Annotated in this window: 16 protein-coding genes; 8 read left to right on the top strand and 8 right to left on the bottom strand. The window is 63.7% G+C overall.

All coding sequences use genetic code 11. The features are described 5' to 3' along the window. Nucleotides 1–13: 13 nt before the first annotated feature. From DT068_RS03325 to sbmA, 5 genes are all read left to right on the top strand, one after another. Nucleotides 14–1,486 (top strand): ABC transporter substrate-binding protein, encoded by a 1,473-nt coding sequence (locus tag DT068_RS03325; RefSeq protein WP_119388370.1) that lies wholly within the window; start codon nucleotides 14–16, stop codon nucleotides 1,484–1,486. 302 nt (nucleotides 1,487–1,788) lie between these two features. Further along, complete coding sequence (locus DT068_RS03320; RefSeq protein WP_119388369.1) at nucleotides 1,789–2,928, top strand: carbohydrate ABC transporter permease; 1,140 nt, start codon at nucleotides 1,789–1,791, stop codon at nucleotides 2,926–2,928. Beyond that, nucleotides 2,925–3,971 carry a carbohydrate ABC transporter permease gene (locus DT068_RS03315; RefSeq protein ID WP_119388368.1) on the top strand — a complete coding sequence of 349 codons (1,047 nt, stop codon included), beginning with the start codon at nucleotides 2,925–2,927 and terminating at the stop codon, nucleotides 3,969–3,971. The genes DT068_RS03320 and DT068_RS03315 overlap by 4 nt, the downstream gene beginning before the upstream one ends. 4 nt (nucleotides 3,972–3,975) lie before the next feature. Next, nucleotides 3,976–5,031, top strand: coding sequence for an ABC transporter ATP-binding protein (locus tag DT068_RS03310; RefSeq protein ID WP_119388367.1), 1,056 nt, complete (start codon nucleotides 3,976–3,978; stop codon nucleotides 5,029–5,031). A gap of 80 nt (nucleotides 5,032–5,111) precedes the next feature. Then, on the top strand, nucleotides 5,112–6,356 hold the full coding sequence (gene sbmA / locus DT068_RS03305; protein WP_119388366.1) for a peptide antibiotic transporter SbmA: 1,245 nt from the start codon (nucleotides 5,112–5,114) through the stop codon (nucleotides 6,354–6,356). On the opposite strand, the gene DT068_RS03300 is transcribed toward sbmA, so the two are convergent. Next, nucleotides 6,353–7,894 carry an FAD-dependent monooxygenase gene (locus DT068_RS03300; RefSeq protein WP_119388365.1) on the bottom strand — a complete coding sequence of 514 codons (1,542 nt, stop codon included), beginning with the start codon at nucleotides 7,892–7,894 and terminating at the stop codon, nucleotides 6,353–6,355. The two genes, sbmA and DT068_RS03300, sit on opposite strands and share 4 nt — an antisense overlap. A gap of 85 nt (nucleotides 7,895–7,979) precedes the next feature. Beyond that, a complete protein-coding gene (locus DT068_RS03295) occupies nucleotides 7,980–8,936 on the bottom strand; it encodes an AraC family transcriptional regulator (protein WP_119388364.1) in 957 nt (318 codons plus the stop codon). Between the two features lie 111 nt (nucleotides 8,937–9,047). Between DT068_RS03295 and DT068_RS03290 the strand changes: the two genes are divergently transcribed. The 3 genes from DT068_RS03290 to DT068_RS03280 all read left to right on the top strand — a co-directional run bounded on the left by DT068_RS03290 (nucleotide 9,048) and on the right by DT068_RS03280 (nucleotide 11,684). After that, nucleotides 9,048–9,347 (top strand): DUF1127 domain-containing protein, encoded by a 300-nt coding sequence (locus DT068_RS03290; RefSeq protein WP_368904399.1) that lies wholly within the window; start codon nucleotides 9,048–9,050, stop codon nucleotides 9,345–9,347. Between the two features lie 37 nt (nucleotides 9,348–9,384). Then, nucleotides 9,385–10,173 carry an alpha/beta fold hydrolase gene (locus tag DT068_RS03285; protein WP_162913987.1) on the top strand — a complete coding sequence of 263 codons (789 nt, stop codon included), beginning with the start codon at nucleotides 9,385–9,387 and terminating at the stop codon, nucleotides 10,171–10,173. A 197-nt stretch (nucleotides 10,174–10,370) separates the two neighbouring features. Continuing rightward, nucleotides 10,371–11,684, top strand: a complete 1,314-nt coding sequence (locus DT068_RS03280) for an O-acetylhomoserine aminocarboxypropyltransferase/cysteine synthase family protein (protein ID WP_119388790.1) — start codon at nucleotides 10,371–10,373, stop codon at nucleotides 11,682–11,684. Nucleotides 11,685–11,816: 132 nt separating this feature from the next. Here the strand turns inward: DT068_RS03280 and DT068_RS03275 are convergent, their stop codons facing one another. From DT068_RS03275 to DT068_RS03250, 6 genes are all read right to left on the bottom strand, one after another. Further along, nucleotides 11,817–12,941, bottom strand: a complete 1,125-nt coding sequence (locus tag DT068_RS03275; RefSeq protein WP_119388361.1) for a Gfo/Idh/MocA family protein — start codon at nucleotides 12,939–12,941, stop codon at nucleotides 11,817–11,819. 80 nt (nucleotides 12,942–13,021) lie between these two features. After that, complete coding sequence (locus DT068_RS03270; RefSeq protein WP_119388360.1) at nucleotides 13,022–13,840, bottom strand: ATP-binding cassette domain-containing protein; 819 nt, start codon at nucleotides 13,838–13,840, stop codon at nucleotides 13,022–13,024. Then, complete coding sequence (locus tag DT068_RS03265) at nucleotides 13,840–14,937, bottom strand: ABC transporter permease (protein WP_119388359.1); 1,098 nt, start codon at nucleotides 14,935–14,937, stop codon at nucleotides 13,840–13,842. Before DT068_RS03265 ends, DT068_RS03270 begins: the two co-directional genes overlap by 1 nt. A 178-nt stretch (nucleotides 14,938–15,115) precedes the next feature. After that, on the bottom strand, nucleotides 15,116–16,066 hold the full coding sequence (locus DT068_RS03260; protein ID WP_119388358.1) for a rhizopine catabolism ABC transporter substrate-binding protein: 951 nt from the start codon (nucleotides 16,064–16,066) through the stop codon (nucleotides 15,116–15,118). 108 nt (nucleotides 16,067–16,174) lie between these two features. Next, complete coding sequence (gene iolE, locus DT068_RS03255; RefSeq protein ID WP_119388357.1) at nucleotides 16,175–17,074, bottom strand: myo-inosose-2 dehydratase; 900 nt, start codon at nucleotides 17,072–17,074, stop codon at nucleotides 16,175–16,177. Continuing rightward, nucleotides 17,071–18,246: a Gfo/Idh/MocA family protein gene (locus DT068_RS03250; protein ID WP_119388356.1), complete on the bottom strand. Its 1,176-nt coding sequence runs from the start codon at nucleotides 18,244–18,246 to the stop codon at nucleotides 17,071–17,073. The genes iolE and DT068_RS03250 overlap by 4 nt, the downstream gene beginning before the upstream one ends. Between the last annotated feature and the right edge of the window lie 124 nt (nucleotides 18,247–18,370).

The following is an 18,370-nucleotide window of genomic DNA, read 5'->3' as shown; positions in this document are numbered from 1 at the left end:
GGGAGGAACCTCAATGAGATTTGGTAAGTTGCTGGCTGGCATTTCGGCCTTGTGTCTGCTGGCGGGCGGATCTGCCCTGGCGCAGGACAAGCCCTTTGCCGGTGTCACTGTCAATGTCATCACCCAGACGGGCGCCATCCAGGAGCCGTTGCAGCGGCGCGCGCCCGACTTCGAAGCGCTGACGGGCGCCAAGATCAATGTCGTCGCGGTGCCCTTCTCCGATCTCTACCAGAAGGTCCTCACCGACTGGGCGAGCGGCACCAATTCGGTCGATGCCGCGGTGTTCGCGCCGCAATGGATGGTCGACTATATCGCCGGCGGCTATCTCGAGGACCTGACGCCCCGCGTCGATGCCGACAAGGACATCATGCAGGACGATGTCGGCGCCTTCTTCCGTGACTTCTCCGAGAAGTATAACGGCAAGACCTATATGATCACGCTCGATGGCGACTTCCACATGATGTACTACCGCAAGGACGTGCTGGAAGCCGCCGGCCTCAAGGTGCCGACGACCTGGGATGAATATCTCGAAGTCGCCAAGGCCACCCATGGCAAGGACATGAATGGCGACGGCACGCCCGATTTCGGCTCCTGCATCGCCAAAAAGCGCAATGCGCAGAGCTACTGGTTCGTGACGGACGTGGTCGGCTCGATGACGCAGTCCAAGGGCACCAGCCAGGGCACGTTCTTCAACACCAAGGACATGACGCCCCTGGTCGACAACGAGGCGTTCCGCAAGTCGCTCGACTTCCTGCAGGAGTCGACCAAATACGGACCGCCGGACGAGCTCAATCTCGATGTCAGCGACACCCGTCCGCTCTTCGCCTCGGGACGCTGCGCCCTCAATCTCGACTGGGGCGATGTCGGCACGATCTCGATCGATCCCAAGCAGTCCAAGGTGATGGGCAAATGGGGTGCCGCGATCATGCCGGGCTCGAAGGAAGTGCTGAACTGGGATTCGGGCAAGCTCGAAGCCTGCACGGCCGAGACCTGCCCGCATGCCATCGATGGCGTCAATCACGCGCCCTTCGCGGCCTTCGGCGGCTGGGGCGGCGGCATCAATGCCAAGGCCCAGGACAAGGTCAAGGACGCGGCCTATGCCTATTTCTCCTTTATGACGCAGCCGGCGCAGTCGAATTCCGACGTGACGATCGGCGGCACCGGCTTCAACCCCTATCGCCTCTCGCAATTGAGCTACAGCGATCTGTGGAAGAATGCCGGCATGAGCGAGGACGAGGCCAAGGTCTATCTCGGCGCCATCAACCAAAGCATGAGCAGCCCGAACATGATCCTCGACCTGCGCATCCCGCAGAACCAGAAATATCAGCAGGTGGTGCTCGACGAAGCGGTATCGCGCTTCCTCGCCGGCGAGATCGACAAGGAAGCGACGGTCAAGGCGGTCACGGATGGCTGGAACGAGCTCAATGACGAGATCGGCAAGGACGAGCAGCTTCAGTTCTACAAGGCCACCATCGGCGCGAAGTAGGGTGAACCCTATATCCTCTCCCGGAGAGAGGACAACAATGCAAACCAACGTCATCCCGGCGAAAGCCGGGACCCATTGAATAAGGTCAATCTGGGCGGTGCTGGTCGTGCTTCACCAACCTATTGGCGGGATAAGGGCGGAACGCGCCACCAAAGCAGCACCGCCCGGTTGATTCCAGTCAGGGGGTCCCGGCTTTCGCCGGGATGACGGATTAAAATTATCCGTCACTTTCGCCGGGATGACGGATTGAGATTATCCGTCACTTTCGCCAGGTGACGGAATGAAGGATTTGGGAAGAGCCTTTGACCGCTTCCGCTGAATACTCGCCGGACATCCGGGGCACGCGCGGCTGGGCCGAATGGCTCGATCGCCATTGCGGGCCGATCATGGTGCTGCCGGCAGTGCTGGTGATCCTCGCTTTCGCGGTCTTCCCGCTCATCATCTCGGCCTATCTGGCGCTGTCGCGCTTCGCCCTGGCGCCCGGCGGCTTCACCCTCAAATTCATCGGCCTGACCAATTTCAGGAAATTGCTGACCGGATCGCAGCAATATCACCTGCTCGGCAATTTCGGGGCGCTCGGCGCCATGCAATGGCTGCTCATCCTCATCACCGCGGCCCTCCTGCTTTATCTTCTCTCCCGTTATTTCCGCAGCGGGCGGGTCTCCATCGTCGGCGCGCTCGGACGGCTTCTCTCCGCCGGCGTGACCATGGGCCTGGTCCTCACCGCCATCGCCACCACCGCGATGGGCGGCGTGCCGGGCACCATCGTCAACACGCTGCTCTATGTCGTGATCGGTGTCGCCACCCAGTTCGCGCTGGGCCTCGGCCTCGCTTTGCTGTGCGGCCGGCCGATCCGCGGGCGCAATTTCTTCCGCGTGCTCTTCTTCATCCCGCTGATGGTGACGCCGGTCGGCATCGCCTACACGTTCCGCATGCTGGCCGACATGCAGAAGGGCCCCTTCGCGCCGCTGGTGCAGGCGATCGGCATCCAGGAATGGTCCTGGGCGACGGAAGCCTGGTCGGCCCGGCTGATGGTGCTGGTCGGCGACACCTGGCAATGGACGCCCTTCATGTTCATCGTGCTGCTCGCCGCGGTCGAGAACCAGCCGCGCGACCAGGTGGAAGCGGCGACGCTTGACGGCGCCAATGGCTTCCAGATCTTCCGCGATATCACCTGGCCCGCCATCGCGCCCGTAGCCGCGACCATCGTGCTGATCCGCCTCATCGAGGCCTTCAAGATCATCGACCTGCCGAATGTGCTGACCGGTGGCGGGCCCGGTCTCGCCACGGAATCGATGACGCTCCATTCCTTCATCGCCTGGCGTACCCAGGATCTCGGCGGCTCGGCGGCGGTCGGCTATCTCCTGCTCTTCATCTCGACCGTGGTCTGCGTGTCCTTCTTCAATTTCGTGGTGCAGCCAGCGCGGAGGCATGAAACATGAGCGCCTCCAAAAGAACCCTCGGCCAAAGGCTGTTCGAGCCTTCCGCCATCGACAGGCAGTCGCCGGCCGCTTTCGTCATCACCTATGCGCTGCTCTTTTTGTGGGCGCTGGTCGTGCTGGTGCCGCTCTATTGGGTGCTGATCACCTCCTTCAAGGGGGCGGGAGAGGTCGATAACGGGCCGTTCTATATCCCCTTCGTCGATTTCCAGCCCTCGCTCGCCGCCTGGGATTTCATGCTGCTGCAGAACTATACGCTCGGGCCCTATCTCAATTCGGTGATCGTCGCCGTCTGCAGCACCATCCTGGCGCTGCTGATCGGCGCGCTCGCGGCCTATGCGCTGGTGCGCATCCGCTTCAACGTCAGGCTCGCCGCGGTCGCGACCTTCATTCTCCTCCTCGTCGCGGTGATCGTCGCGGTGGCGGGCCTCGGCGTGACATGGCCGGTCGCCTCGATTGTCGCGATTGCGCTCTTCGTCATCGCGCTCTTCACTTTCGTCAGCCGCACGCAGGCCGCGGTCGGCAACAGCGACATCGAATTCTGGATCATCTCCAACCGCATCATGCCGCCGATCGTGGCGGTGCTGCCCATCTATGTGATGTTCCAGCAATTGCGCCTGCTCGATACGCAAGTGGCGCTGATCGCCACCTACACCGCCGTCAACCTGCCCATCGTCGTGTGGCTGACGCGCGATTTCTTCGCCGCCATACCGAAGGATCTCGAGGAAAGTGCCGAGATCGACGGCGCCTCGAAACTGCGCGTCTTCGCCACCATCGCGCTGCCACTGGTGCGCTCAGGGCTCGTCGCCACCTTCCTGCTGGTGCTGATCCTCGCCTGGAACGAATATCTGCTGGCGCTCTTCCTCTCCAACGCCAATGCGCAGACCATGCCGGTGCTGGTCTCGGCGCAGAACACCACGCGGGGCCCGCAATGGTGGAACATGTCGGTGCTCATCGTGGTGATGATCGCGCCCGTGGTCGTGATCGCCAGCGTGCTGCAGAAACACATAGCGCGCGGGCTGCTCGTCGGCGCGGTGAAAGGCTGAGGGCATGAAGGTCACGCTTTCGCAAATCTACAAGTCCTTCGGGCCGGTCGAGGTCGTCAAGGGCCTCGATCTCGAAATTGCCGATGGCGAGTTCCTGGTGCTGCTCGGGCCCTCGGGCTGCGGCAAGACGACGGCATTGCGCATGGTCGCGGGGCTCGAGACGGTGACATCGGGCAAGATCCTCATCGGCGAGCGCGACGTGACCAATGTGCTGCCGAAATACCGCGATGTGGCGATGGTGTTCCAGTCCTATGCGCTCTATCCGCATATGACGGTCGCCGACAATATCGGCTACCCGCTCAAGATGCGCAAAATCCCGCAAGGCGAGCGCGATGCGGCAGTGCGCGGCGCCGCCACCAAGGTGCATCTGGAGGAATATCTCGACCGCTATCCGCGCCAGCTTTCGGGCGGCCAGCGCCAGCGCGTGGCGCTGGCGCGCGCCATGGTGCGGCGGCCCTCGGTATTCCTCATGGACGAGCCGCTGTCCAATCTCGACGCCAAACTGCGCGGCGCCATGCGCTCCGAGCTGAAACGCCTGCAGGCCGAACTCGGCGTCACCACCATCTATGTCACCCACGACCAGGTGGAGGCGATGACGCTGGCGCATCGCGTCGCCATCATGAACAAGGGCGTGGTGCAGCAGATCGCCGAGCCCCGGCGCATCTATGACGATCCGGCCAACCTGTTCGTCGCCGGCTTCATCGGCTCGCCGCCGATGAATTTCCTCGAAGGTGCCCTCGACAAGGGCAATTTCACATGGCCGGAAGGCACGTTCTCAACCGCCCTCCAGCAGAGCAAGGACAAGGTGACGGCGGGCCTCAGACCCGAAGACTGCCGGGTGACGGCGCCCGGCAAGGGCAGGATCAAGGCGCGCGTCTATGCGCTGGAGCTCATCGGCGACCATACGCTGATCTCATGCCAGGTCGGCGACCGCACGGTCACGGTGAAAGCCGACAAGACCGCGCATTATCAAATGGATGAGCCGATCGGCATCGACTTCACCGACACTGCCGTCTTTCTGTTCGATACCGATACGGGTGCGAGGATCCGCCAGTCCTGATATCTTAATATAATGTAATCCGCGCGGCCCTTGTTTCGCCGCCGCAGCCAACATTTATTCGAGATCCGAAAGGATCTCCCATGTTCGTCTCCTTCTTCCCGCGGCCCAAGCTGTTCTTCTGGTCGGCGATCGTCTGGACCTTGCTCGCCATCGCCTTCTGGTACCGGTTCGGCAATGATATCGGCACTGCATTCGGCATCCTGCCCGCGAGCCGCGAGATCGTGGATGGTGCGAGCATCAGCGTCTTCGTCTCGCGGCAATTCATCTGGTTCTATATCTATTATGCGACCACGGTGGCGCTGTTCGCCGGCTTCTGGACGGTCCATGCGCCGCATCCCTGGGCCCGCTGGTCGATCCTGGGCTCGGCGCTCATCATCTTCATCACCTATTTCGACGTCGAGGTGGATGTCGCCATCAACAACTGGTACGGCCCGTTCTATGACCTGATCCAGACGGCGGTCGCCAGGAGCGCCCCGGTCACCGCCCCGCAGTTCTATCAGGAGCTGGGCGGATTCCTCGGCCTTGCGCTCGTTGCGGTAGCGATCGGGGTTCTCACCCGCTTCTTCATCAGCCACTATATCTTCCGCTGGCGCACCGCGATGAACGACTATTATGTCGCCAACTGGCAGAGGCTGCGGCACATCGAGGGCGCCGCACAGCGTGTCCAGGAAGACACGATGCGCTTCTCGACGACGATGGAGGATCTGGGGGTGAGCCTCATCGGCAGCGTCATGACGCTCATCGCCTTCCTCCCGGCGCTCATGCGCTATTCGAACAACGTCACGGAACTGCCCTTCGTCGGGACCATCCCGCATGCGCTGGTCGTCGCGGCGATCGTATGGGCCGCCTTCGGCACCGGCTTCCTCGCCATGCTGGGTATCAAGCTGCCCGGCCTCAACTTCCGCAACCAGCGCGTCGAGGCCGCCTATCGCAAGGAGCTCGTCTTCGGCGAGGACCATGCCGAGCGCGCCCAGCCACCGACCCTGGCCGACCTGTTCGAGGCGGTGCGCAAGAATTATTTCCGCCTCTATCTGCATTACACCTATTTCAATGTCGGACGGATTCTCTATCTGCAGGTCGACAATATCTTCGGCTTCTTCCTGCTGATTCCTTCCGTCGTCGCCGGCAAGATCACGCTCGGGCTGATGAACCAGATCCAGAACGCGTTCACCCAGGTGAGCTCGTCCTTCCAGTATCTGGTCAATTCCTGGACGGCGATCGTCGAGCTGCAGTCGATCTACAAGCGCCTCAGGGCCTTCGAGGCGGCGATCGGCGGCGAAGAGCTGGCGCCCATCGAGCATGAGCCCGTTCGGCAACCGACCTAAGAAGGCGAGGCAGCCTGTGGCTTGAGGCCGAGAGCGGCGATGTATTCCTCGAAGCGAGCCGCATCCTGCGTCTCGGATGCCAGCGCCACATGGCCGTCGGGCCGCAGCAGATAGGCGGCATTGCGCATGAGCCCGGCCTTGCCCACCGCTTCATTCCAGTCGAAGCGGTGGAGAGCGATTCCCGGCGCGCCGATCGCCTGGCGGAACAGAGGATCGGCCTCGCCATAGACATGGACCTGCCAGTCGAGCTCGTTCAGTGGCGCGAAATTGTCGTCGCCGCCGAAATCGACCCAGGGCAGGCGATCGCCACCCGCGACCTCGCCGGCCGAGCCTGCGCTGATGGCGCTGGCGCGATAATCAATCCGGGTCTGGGAGATCAGCCCGAAGAAGAACTGCGAGCCACGCCTTGTCTTCAAGATGCGCGCCGCGACATGCGGCATGACAAAGCGTCGCCAGATCCTCGACAGAAGCGACCTGCCGCTCACCAGGCGGAAGGCCTGGTCGGTGCCCCTGATGAGCGAATGGGCGAAAGCCAGGCGTTCCGACTCATAGCTGTCGAGCAATCCGGGATTCGCCCTGCCCCTCAGGACATCCGCGAGCTTCCAGGCGAGATTGACCGCATCGCCGATGCCGGTATTCATGCCCTGGCCACCGGCCGGACTGTGAATATGGCCGGCATCGCCGGCGAGGTACGCGCGGCCGACACGGAAGCGATCGGCGACACGGTGATGCACGCGGTAGGTGGAGAACCAGTTCAGCGCCTTCACCTCGATGCCGCTCTCGCGCTCGACATCGGCGCGGATCATCTCGAAGGTGATATGCTCCTGCTTCTCGAAGCGCTCCGGCACGATGCCGATGAGGCGCAGGGAGCCACGCTGGCGCACCGGCATGACAAGGGCGAAGCCGTAGGCGCCCAGCACGATGTCGAGGCCTTCTTCGGTGACCGGGCCTTTTCCCGCGACATCGGCGACATAGAAGGACTGATCGTAGGCACCGCCCGGGAAGCCGAGCGCGAGACCATGGCGCATCGTGCTGTGGGCGCCGTCGCAGCCGACGATGTAGTCGGCGCGGATGACAGCGGCGCCTTTCGCACCTTGCACATTCGCGGTGACAGCACTGCCGTCATCGGCGAAATCGACGAGCTCGGTCCGGCGCTCGACGGTGACGCCGGCTTTCTGCAGGTGCTCCACGAGCACACGTTCATGTATATCCTGCGGCAAGGCGAAGGCGTAGGAATAGCGCGTCACGCCCTCACCGAAATTGCCGAGCTCGAGCGTGGCCGCAACGCCATGCGGCGGCACACGCATGGTGAGCCGCCTGAGCCTGACGCCTGCGCCAAGCACATCCTCGACGATGCCGAGCTGGCGGTGGAATTCGAGCGTGCGCGCCTGGACGGCGAGCGCGCGCGAGGTCTCGCCCGGACCTGCGGCCTTGTCGATGATGCGGATATCGACGCCGAGGCGCGTCAGCCACAGAGCGAGCGTCAGGCCGGTGGGACCGGCGCCGACAATGAGGACTTGGGTGTTGGCGGTGGTCATTGCGCCTCTCCTGCGAGCAGGCCACGATAACGTGGCCAGGCTTCACTGGCGAGGTTCAAGCGAGGCGATCACAGAACGGATGGGCCTACTGCAGGTCGCGCCACCTGGCCGGGGGCAGGCCGAATTCACGCTTGAAGGCGCGGGCGAAGGCTTCCTCGGCCTCATAGCCGACCTTCGCCGCCACTTGCGCCACGGCCAGGCGGCCGTCGAGCAGCAATTGCTTGGACTGCTGCAGGCGCGACAGCGTGATGTATTTCATCGGCGGCAGGCCCATGGCCTCGGTGAAGCGCTCGACAAAGGCCGAGCGTGACAGGCCGGCTTCATCGGCCAGCGCCTCGACGGTCCAGTCCTCGCACAGGCGGTCATGCAATGCCGCCAAAGCGCGTCCGACATACTGGTCATCGAGCCCCTTGAGCCAACCCTTCTCTTCCTCAGGCAGGCCCGCCGCATAGGAGCGCACGGCTTCGGCGAAGAGCAGCTCCGAGAGGCGTCCCACGGCCGGTGATGTGGAGGCCTCCTCGCTTCTGCCCAGCTCCTGGGCGACGAAGCGCACGGAAGATTCGACCCAGTCGCGCGACACGCCTTCGGTGATATTCACTTTGAGCAGCCGCGGCAGCGAGGCCAGCAAAGAATTATGGCGATCCTCAGTGGCAAGAAAGCCACAGATGAGATGAGTGAGCGGACCTTCGCCGCCATAGACGATGCGCGCCAGGCCGCCCTCCGGCGATGTCTCGACGAGCTGACGGTGATTGATCGGGCGGCCACCCGTGTCACTCGACATCACATGCGCGTCGTTGCGCGGCACGAGCACGAGCTCGCCTTCATTCACTTCCATGCGCTCGCCATCGCCGACACCGACATAAACCCTGCCGGAAACGACATAGTGCAGACAGACGAAGTCATGCGGGTCCTTGAGAAGGTCGCGGCAGTCCTCGGGCGTGATGTGAGAAATCACACACCAGGGCGCGGTGAAGCGGGCATCGAGAAAGATGCCGCCTTTCAGCCTAAGCCCGCGCAGAATCTCGGAAAGCGTGTCTTTCAACGCGCAACACCCATTTCTGCCCCCGGCGGATCGATCAACTCTTCCGGCGGCGCGGTCATTCAATCCCGCCGCCAGCTTCACTAGATAACATCCGCGAGAGAAACGGCCGCGATGAGCTGGCCCGATGGGCGCGTTGTTCCTAGCAAGAGCGGCGTCACATACACACTGTCTATGGAGAATGCAATGAGCAAAGCTTCCTCGGGAAGCAAGGCTGTCCGCGCGCGTTCAGGCGCTCGCGGGATACGGCGCAGCTTCGCAACTACGGTTCTGGATGCAGTGAGACTGCGCCTGGAGCGCAATCGCGGCGCGCGCCAACTCCACGCGCTCGATGATTTCATGTTGAAAGACATAGGCTTGACCCGCGGCGATATCTTTTTCGTCGCCCATGGAAAGACCAAGAATCATGGCTAGATCTCCCGTTATGCGGCGCTCCACCAGACGCCGTAGCATGTCAGCGGTATTGCTGCATGGTACGGCGGGAGGCCGGCGGCAATGGGCCGACCTCGTCTATCAGCTGCCGAAGGACATCGAGACCGTGGCGCTCGACCTGCCGAGCCATGCCGCGCAGGAAGTGCCGGCGGCCAGGCGCAGCCTGTCGGATGAAGCCCTGGTGATCATGCGCCGGCTGTGCGATTTCGACGGGCCGGTGCATCTCATCGGCCACTCCTATGGGGCGGCACTGGCGCTGCGCATCGCGGTCAAATGGCCCGGCATGATCGCCAGCCTGACCCTGTTCGAGCCGGCGATCTTCCATCTGCTGCGCGACGGCCATGCCATCGAGCAGCAGATGCATGCCGACATTGCCGATATCGTCACGGCACTCGACGATGCCGAGGCCAAGGGCGAGCCCGAGCGCGGCGTGGCGCGGTTCATCGATTTCTGGAACGGGCCGGGCAGCTTCGAGCGCTATCCGGCGGAGAACCGGCTCAAGCTGGTCCAGCGCCTGGGCCTGATCCGCGCCAATTTCGCCGCCCTCGATGCGGAGAGCTGGCGCTTGAGCGACTGCGCCCGCGTGACCTGTCCGGTGCTTTGCCTCTATGGCGAGAACTCGCCGTTGCTGGCCCAGCATCTGACGAGACTCGTTGCCGGTCAGATGGCGAATGCGAAAGTCCTCCCCGTGAGCGGGGCCGGGCATTTCCTGCCGATGACCCATGCAGCGACCGTGGCGAAATTCCTCACCGCCCATCTGGGCGCCGCCGAAAGGCAAATGGTGCGATTGCCGACGCGCGCGGCTTAGAGACACCCATTTTTCCCTTCTCCCGTGCGCAGCATGGGAGAAGGTGGCCGACAGGCCGGATGAGGGCTCTTCCTTCAAACAGGCGGAGCCAAAGAGCCCTCACCCGCCCTTCGGGCACCCTCTCCCATTGCTTCGCAACGGGCGAGGGGAAATGAACCGACGACCGACGTTGATTCCTTTAAATAATGGAGACGACCATGACTTCTTCCAAGCATGCCGAGACCACCGTGCTGCATGCGGGACCGCGCGCCGAGCCCGTGACCGGCGCTGTGGCGGTGCCGATCTACCAGACGACCTCGTATCAGTTCCGCGACACGGAGCATGCGAGCAATCTCTTTGCCCTCAAGGAGATCGCCCATATCTACAGCCGCATCACCAACCCGACCAATGAGGCGCTCGAGCTCAAGCTCACCGCCCTCGAAGGGGGCGCCGCGGCGATGACGGTGAGCTCAGGCCAGGCGGCCTCGGCGCTGGCGCTGCAGAATATCTGCCGCGCCGGCGACAATATCGTGACTTCGACCGATCTCTATGGCGGGACGTGGAACCTGTTCAAGCACACATTCCCCACCATGGGCATCGAAGTGCGCTTCGTCGATCCCAAGGATCCGGAAGCTTTCCGCCGAGCGAGCGATGACCGCACGCGCGCCTATTACGCCGAGACCCTGCCCAATCCGAAGCTTGCCGTCTTTCCGATCGGGGAAGTGGCGCGCATCGGCCGGAGCCTCGGCATTCCGCTCGTCATGGACAACACGGCAGCCCCCGTCATCTGCAAGCCCTTCGAGCATGGCGCGGCGATCGTCGTCTATTCGACGACGAAATATATCGGCGGCCATGGCACCTCGATCGGCGGCGCGATCATCGACAGCGGCACTTTCGACTGGGAGACCAATGCCAGGCGCTTCCCGATGCTGAACGAGCCTGATCCGAGCTATCACGGCGCCATCTGGACCGAGGCGGTGAAGCCCTTGGGCCCCATCGCCTATCTGGTGAAGGCCCGCACCACGCTGCAGCGCGATCTCGGCATGTGCATGAGCCCGTTCAACGCCTTCCAGTTCATCCAGGGCATGGAGACCCTGCCGCTGCGCATGCGCGAGCATTGCCGCAATGCCGAAGCGGTGGCGGAATATTTGAGCCGTCATGACGCGGTGACCAGGGTGATCTTCCCCGGCATGCACAAGGACCGCGAGACCGACCGGCGTGCCGCCACCTATCTGAAAGGCGGACGCGGCGGGCTGGTGGGCTTCGAGCTCGCGGGCGGGGTGGAGGCCGGCCGGGGCTTCATCGATGCGCTCAAGATGTTCTACCATGTCGCCAATATCGGCGATGCGCGCTCGCTCGCCATCCACCCGGCCTCGACGACGCATTCGCAGCTCACCGAAGAGGAGCAGCTGGCCACCGGTGTCACGCCCGGCTATGTGCGGCTCTCGGTCGGCATCGAGCATATCGACGACATCATCGCCGATCTCGACCAGGCGCTGGAGCAGGCGCAGGGTTTGAAGAAGGCGGCTTAGCCCGATCTCACCAACATTCCCCCTCTCCCATTGCGAAGCGATGGGAGAAGGGGAAATTCTGGTAGGCGGGAGATGGAATAATAGGGCGAGAGGATTGGGGACGGAGGCAGCGCAAGCTGCCTCCGTTTTTATTCATGCCACATCCACCCATTGGCCATGCTGGGCGGAGCGGGCGAAAGCGTGGATCACCTTCTCGATTTCGAGGCCCTTGGCAAAAGTGACGGATTGCGACGGCCGGCCCGTCACCTGATAGAGCAGCTCGGCGAGCTCGATCACCTTCAACTCGTTGAAACCAAGCCCATGGCCGGGCGCCGGGCATAGTTTTCCATAGGCCGCATGATGCGGGCCTGAGAGAATGCGGCGGAAGCCGCGGCGTTCCGGCGGACCTTCGGCCAGATAGAGATTGAGCTCGTTCATGCGCTCATTGTCGAGCCACAGCGTGCCCTTCGCGCCATGCACTTCGAGCTTGAGGCCGTTCTTGCGGCCATGGGCCACGCGGCTCGAGGTCAGGACGCCGCGCGCGCCCGACCCGAAGCGCACCAGCGCATGGGCGATGTCGTCATTCTCGACCCTGGCTTTGGCAGCACCGCCCGGCACGGGGCGTTCCTCATGCACCACATCGACCATGGCGGTGAGGCGCGCTATCGGACCCATCAGTTCCCGGGCGAGCGACACCAGATGCACGGTGAGATCGCCCAGCGTGCCGAGGCCCGCGTCTTTCGCCCGCAGGCGCCAGGACCAGGGCAGATCGGGATCGGCCATGTAGTCCTCATCCACGCTGCCGCGGAAATCGAAGACATCGCCCAGCGCCCCTTCGGCGATCAGCGATTTTGCATATTGCAAAGCCGGGTTGCGCAGATAGCCATAGCCCAATGCCGTCGCCTGGCCTTTCGCTTCGGCCGCGGCCGCCGTCATCGCCTCGGCATCGGCCAAAGTGAGCGCCATCGGCTTCTCGCACCAGACATGCTTGCCGGCGGCGAGAGCCGCCACCGCCATCTCGCGATGAAGCCCGTTGGGCGAGGTGACCGAGATGAGCGAGATCGATGGATCGGCGAGGAGATCGCGCCAGTCGGTGGTCGCCCGCGCAAAGCCGAACTCATGCGCGAGCTTCGTCGTATGGGCCTTGTCGACATCGCACAGAGCGATGCGGTCGACCGCCGGCACGTCGCCGAACACCGCCTTTACCGCGCCATAGGCCATGGCATGGCATTTGCCCATGAACCCCGTCCCGATCAGGCCGACGCCGATTCTATCCATGCTCTTTCTCTCTTCCGTCATCCCGGCGAAAGCAGGGATCCCCTAATTCTCTCAAGGCAGGCAACGCCGCCCACATGCACTTATTGAATGGGTCCCGGCTTTCGCCGGGATGACGCGCTGGTGGAAAGCCGGGCGATCTCGGCTTCGAGGTCGACCAATTCCTTGCCGCCCGCCATCAGATGGAGGAGCTGGTCGCGGCTGATGTCGCTTCTCGCATAGGTGCCGGCACTCCGGCCGCGCTTCAGGATGGTGAAGCGGTCGCCCACCACATAGGCGTGATGGACATTGTGCGAGATGAAGATGACGCCGAGGCCGCGCGCCCGCGATTCGACGACCAGCTTCAAGACGATCGAGGCCTGGTGGACGCCCAGCGCCGAGGTCGGCTCATCGAGGATCAGCACCTTGGCGCCGAAATGGATGGCGCGGGCAATGGCGAGGCACTGGCGCTCGCCGCCCGACAGCGTGCCGACCGGCTGCTCGGGATCGCGCAATTCGATGCCCATGTCGCGCAATTCGCGCCAGGCGGTGCGGTTGGCATAATCGATATCGAGCTGCCTGATCGGGCCGAGGCGGCGCATCGGCTCGCGGCCCAGGAAGAAATTGCGCGCCACGCTCATCAGGGGCACCAGCGCCAGGTCCTGATAGACGGTGGCGATGCCGCGATCGAGCGTCTCGCGCGGCGACCCGAAGCGCGCCGGCTCGCCCGCGACCAAAATGGCGCCCTCGTCCGGCACATGCACGCCGGACAATATCTTGATGAGCGTCGACTTGCCGGCGCCATTGTCGCCGAGGAGACAATGGACCTCGCCGGCCTTGAGATCGAAGGACACCTCCTTCAGCGCGATGACGGTGCCGAAATATTTGCTGACGCGCTGCAGCTCGATCAGGGGCGCCGTCATCAGCGGTTCCGCATGGCGCGGTTGCGCACATAGGAATTGAACAACACCGCCGTCACCATCATGGCGCCCATGAAGAGCTTGAACCAGTCGGTGTCGATGCCGGTATAGAAGATGCCCATCTGCACGACGCCGAAGATGAGGGCGCCGAACATGGCGCCGATGGCCGAGCCATAGCCGCCGGTGAGCAGCGTGCCGCCGATCACCACCGCGATGATGGCCTCGAACTCCTTGAGATTGCCGCGCAGCGTGTCGGCGGAGCCGGTGACCAGCACCTGGATTGCGGCGAAGAGGGTGGCGGCCAGAGCGGTGAAGACGAACAGTGTGATCTTGGTGCGCGCCACCGGCACGCCCAGATTGCGCGCCGCATTGGCCTCGCCGCCCGCGGCGAAGATCCAGTTGCCGAAGCGGGTGCGGGTGAGAAGCCAGGTGCAGAACAGCGTGAGCGCGATCCACCAGATGATCGACATCGGAATGCCGGTGATCATCGGCAGGCCATCGGCGCGCTTGCCGATGATGCCGAGATCGGCGAGCCAGGCGACCGGCGTCCGCAGCACCTGGCCGGAAAAGAACGGCGTGATCCAGTCGTCCCTGGAATATTCATGCAGGCCGGAGGCCTGGGTGCGGCCGGTGACGCCGCGCATGATGCCGAGGGTGAGGCCGCGCAGCATGAAAAGGCTGCCCAGTGTGACGATGAAGGACGGAAGGCCGGTCTTCACCACGATGAGGCCGTTGAGATAGCCGAAGAAGCCGCAGACGGCGAAGGCGAACAGCACGGCGAGCCAGATCGGCCAGCCCCAGGCGAGGGTCGGTATGGCGATGGCGATGCCGGCAAAGCCGATCATCGAGCCGACCGACAGGTCGAACTCACCGGCGATCATGAGCAGCGCCACCGGGGCGGCGAGGATGCCGAGCTGGGCCGATATTTCGAGGAAATTGACGATGCCCTTGGCGCTGTAGATGCCCGAGCCGCCGGCCGTCACCGCGAAGAAGGCGAAGACCAGCAAGGCGCCGGCGACGGCGCCGAGCTCGGGCCGGGCGAGGAGCCGGCTCAGTGTCGGAACGGCGCGCACCCTTTCGTCGCGTGTATCGGTGGTCATGTGGATTGGTTCCTCCAACATGACCCTCCCCCTTGCGGGGAGGGTCGACGCGAAGCGTCGGGGTGGGGGTCGGGTGGTCTCACGGGATTTCTTTGAGCAGTGAATATTACCCAATCTGCAACACCACCCGACCCCCACCCCTAACCCCTCCCCGCAGGGGGGAGGGGAAGTGATGCTTCTACCGCTTGCCCTGTTTCGACAATTCGATGACCGACGCCGCAGTCTCCTTGGTGACGAAGCCGGGGCCGGTCGGGTAGTCGGCGATGGGGGCGATCTTGTATTTCTTCCACAGGTCGAACATCACCACTGGAACATAACCCATGGCATATTGCTGCGCATCGATGCCCCATTCCATCTTGCCGTCGGCCGTGGCCTTGAGGATCGTGGGCGACAGGTCGAAGGTGCCGATCTTCACCTTGCCGGCGAGGCCCAGCTCGTCCAGCGCCATGAGACCGGGCTCGGCGCCGCCGATGCCGACGGTGAGGATGAACTCGGTGCCCGGATTGGCGTTGAGATAGCCGATGATGCGGTTCTTCATCTCGGTCGGGTCCATCACGCCATTGAGCACCGGCACATCGGCGCCGAGGCCCTTGGCGAAGCCGGCGCAGCGGTCATCGAGGCTGACATTGCCGACCTCGTGATTGGCGCAGACCGCCTTCTTGACGCCGAGCTTGGCGATGCGCTCGCCCGCCAGCACGCCCGCCTCATATTCGCTCTGGCCGAGATAGAGGAGCCCGCCCAGTTCCTTAGTGAGCTTGCCGCCGCCCGAATCGATCACGATGACCGGAATGCCGGAAGCGACCGCATTCTTCACCGGCCCGCTCAAGGCGGCGGGATCGGCGATCGAGACGACGAGGCCGTCGGGCTTGGATGCGGTGGCGGCATCGATCATCTGCGCCATCTTCGCCATGTCGAAGGTCTCGGGCGCCAGATATTCGGCCTTCACGCCCAGAGTCTTGGCGGCATCGTCCATGCCGTTCTTGACCACCGACCAATAGGGATCGCCCGACTGGCCATGGGTGACGAAGACGACGCGGGTTTCATCCGCCGCGGCGGTGAGCGATGCGGCGGACATCAGTGTGAGCGCGGCCACAAGGCCGAGCAGCGGTTTCATCAGTTTCGAGATCATGTTTGCGTTTCCTCCTGGTTGTTATGCTTCGGCTAGTTTCTTATTGTCGTCATCCCGGCGAAAGCGACGCAGTTGCGTCACTTTCGCCGGGATGACGGATTGTGGGATTTAGTTCACCACGGTAAAGCCTGCCTCCTTCGCCAGGCACGACAGGTTGCGGAAGCCCATGGTGGCGTAAGTGAGCGGATGCGCCTTCCTGGGATCCTGCTCGGCCTCGACCACCAGCCAACCTTCGTAACCATTCGCCGCCAACACTTTCAGGATGGCAGCATAATCGATGAAGCCGTCGCCCGGCACGGTGAAGATACCGTCCATCACCGCGCCCATGAAACTCATATCATCGCGGCGCGCCCGTTCAAGCACGGGCTTGCGCGCATCCTTGCAATGGACATGGACGATGCGCTTCACCTGCGCCTTGACGAGGGCGAGCGGATCGCCGCCGGAAAAGATAGAATGGCCAGTGTCATAAAGGAGGCCGACCGCCTCGCCGGTGTGGCGCATCAACAGGCCCACTTCCGCATCGGTCTCGACGATCGTGCCCATATGGTGATGGAAGGCCATGCGCACGCTGAAATCGGCCATGCGCTCGGCGAGCTGCGTGAGCTTCCTTCCATAGACCGGCCATTCATCGGGCTTGAGCGAGGGACGTTGAGAGATCGGGGCCCAGATGGCGCCGTGGCGGCCGAGCGATGTGTCGGCATAGACCACATGCTTCGCGCCCATCTCCTTCAGGAGGGTCAGATGCGGGCCGATCGCCTCCATCTCGGCCGCGACCTCCTTCTCGGCGCAGCGCCCATCATACCAGCCCGAGATCACAGCGAGCCCATGGCGCGCCATGATGGGCTTCAGCACGCCGGCGTCGCGCGGAAACTTGCCGCCCAGCTCGGTGCCGGCATAGCCCGCCTGCTTCGTCTCGGAAAGACAGGTCTCGAGCGGCGTGTCGCCGCCGAGCTCCGGCACATCGTCATTCGTCCAGGTGATGGGGTTGATGCCGATGCGGACTTTCACGCGGGGACTCCTCGTTTCATATGCCCCTCACCCTCCCATTGCTGCGCAATGGGTCCCTCCCTCTCCCCGCTGAAGCGGGGCGAGGGTATTGATGCGCGCGCCAGAGCGCAGAGCAGGTCCATGTCGCGGGCGGCTTCTTCGGCGGTGTTGCGCTGGGGTGCTTCACCGGTAATTGCATCGGCGAAGCCCTTGAGCTCTTCGATGAAGGCTTCCTCATAGCCGACGCGGATGTCCTCGACATGGAGCTGGTGGCCGCGGGCGCGCTTCAGCGTGAGGCGGGTGGGCTGGTGATTGAGCCAGGGCGAGGGGAATTCGAGCTCGAGCGTCGCATCGTCGAAATAAAGGCTGATGCGCTCGCGATAATCGGGAAGCCGGGGGACGGTCAGATGCGTCATCGTCCACAGAGCCTGGCCGCCGCGCAATTTCACGCTGCCATGGCCGCCATCGCCGCCGGCATAGAGGGCGGCGCCGGTGACCTCGCCATCTTCGATGCCGAGGCGGTCGAGCAAGCCATGCACGGCATTGACGTCATGCACCAGCGATGACGCAAAGGCGGCGCAGAAGCCGCGATAGGCGGCATCGTCGAGCTTCAGGCCCACGGCGCGCGCGACCTGCTCCTTCTGCTTGCGCGCCACCGCGGCGATGAGCGGCCTCGGCACGTCATCGCCGCGCCGCCACTCATGATGGCGGATGAAGGGCCAGGCATCGGGATCGGTCACTTCGACGCAGATGTGGCGCAGCGCCGAGGCGTCGCCGGGCAGGAGATCGAGCGCTGCCTCGAAGGCCGGATCGAAGCGCTTCATATAGCCGACCTGGAGGACGCGCCCGGCCTTGTCGCGCTGGGCGATCAGCTCGGCAATGTCGGCGCTGCCATAGCAGAGGGGCTTCTCGCAGAAGACATGAAGCCCCTTTGCCAAGGCAGAAAGCGCCTGCTCCTTGTGCAGCGCATCGGGCGAGGCGATGACGACGGCGTCCAGCGGCACATGCAGGAGATGCTCGACGCTTTCGAAAGTGGCGATGCCATAGCGGTCGGCCATGAAATCCCGGGCAATGGCCGAAGGATCGCAGACGCCTAAGAGCTCGAAACGGTCCCTGAGGCGCAGGAGGTTGGGCACATGCTCGATCTGGGCGATGCCGCCCGCGCCGATCACCCCTACCCTGATGCGTCCCATCCCTGACCACCCCGGCATTGTCTGCTGCCCGGTTCGTTGGAGCCCTGCCCTCACTCCGTCATCCCGGCGAAAGCCGGGATCCCCTGAATGCGATCCAAACAGGGCAGCGCCGCCCGCTTGCGCT

The organism is Taklimakanibacter lacteus (assembly GCA_003576695.1).
Taxonomy (GTDB): Bacteria; Pseudomonadota; Alphaproteobacteria; order Rhizobiales; family Aestuariivirgaceae; genus Taklimakanibacter; species Taklimakanibacter lacteus.
This window is presented reverse-complemented; position numbering and strand designations above follow the sequence as displayed.

What these genes read in the sequence shown, in the direction of transcription:
- DT068_RS03325 (WP_119388370.1), top strand. Translation starts at nt 14, where the DNA reads ATGAGATTTGGTAAGTTGCTGGCTGGCATTTCGGCCTTGTGTCTGCTG.
- DT068_RS03315 (WP_119388368.1), top strand. Translation starts at nt 2,925, where the DNA reads ATGAGCGCCTCCAAAAGAACCCTCGGCCAAAGGCTGTTCGAGCCTTCC.
- DT068_RS03310 (WP_119388367.1), top strand. Translation starts at nt 3,976, where the DNA reads ATGAAGGTCACGCTTTCGCAAATCTACAAGTCCTTCGGGCCGGTCGAG.
- sbmA (WP_119388366.1), top strand. Translation starts at nt 5,112, where the DNA reads ATGTTCGTCTCCTTCTTCCCGCGGCCCAAGCTGTTCTTCTGGTCGGCG.
- DT068_RS03300 (WP_119388365.1), bottom strand. Translation starts at nt 7,894, where the DNA reads ATGACCACCGCCAACACCCAAGTCCTCATTGTCGGCGCCGGTCCCACC.
- DT068_RS03290 (WP_368904399.1), top strand. Translation starts at nt 9,048, where the DNA reads ATGAGCTGGCCCGATGGGCGCGTTGTTCCTAGCAAGAGCGGCGTCACA.
- DT068_RS03285 (WP_162913987.1), top strand. Translation starts at nt 9,385, where the DNA reads ATGTCAGCGGTATTGCTGCATGGTACGGCGGGAGGCCGGCGGCAATGG.
- DT068_RS03280 (WP_119388790.1), top strand. Translation starts at nt 10,371, where the DNA reads ATGACTTCTTCCAAGCATGCCGAGACCACCGTGCTGCATGCGGGACCG.
- DT068_RS03275 (WP_119388361.1), bottom strand. Translation starts at nt 12,941, where the DNA reads ATGGATAGAATCGGCGTCGGCCTGATCGGGACGGGGTTCATGGGCAAA.
- DT068_RS03270 (WP_119388360.1), bottom strand. Translation starts at nt 13,840, where the DNA reads ATGACGGCGCCCCTGATCGAGCTGCAGCGCGTCAGCAAATATTTCGGC.
- DT068_RS03265 (WP_119388359.1), bottom strand. Translation starts at nt 14,937, where the DNA reads ATGACCACCGATACACGCGACGAAAGGGTGCGCGCCGTTCCGACACTG.
- DT068_RS03260 (WP_119388358.1), bottom strand. Translation starts at nt 16,066, where the DNA reads ATGATCTCGAAACTGATGAAACCGCTGCTCGGCCTTGTGGCCGCGCTC.
- DT068_RS03250 (WP_119388356.1), bottom strand. Translation starts at nt 18,246, where the DNA reads ATGGGACGCATCAGGGTAGGGGTGATCGGCGCGGGCGGCATCGCCCAG.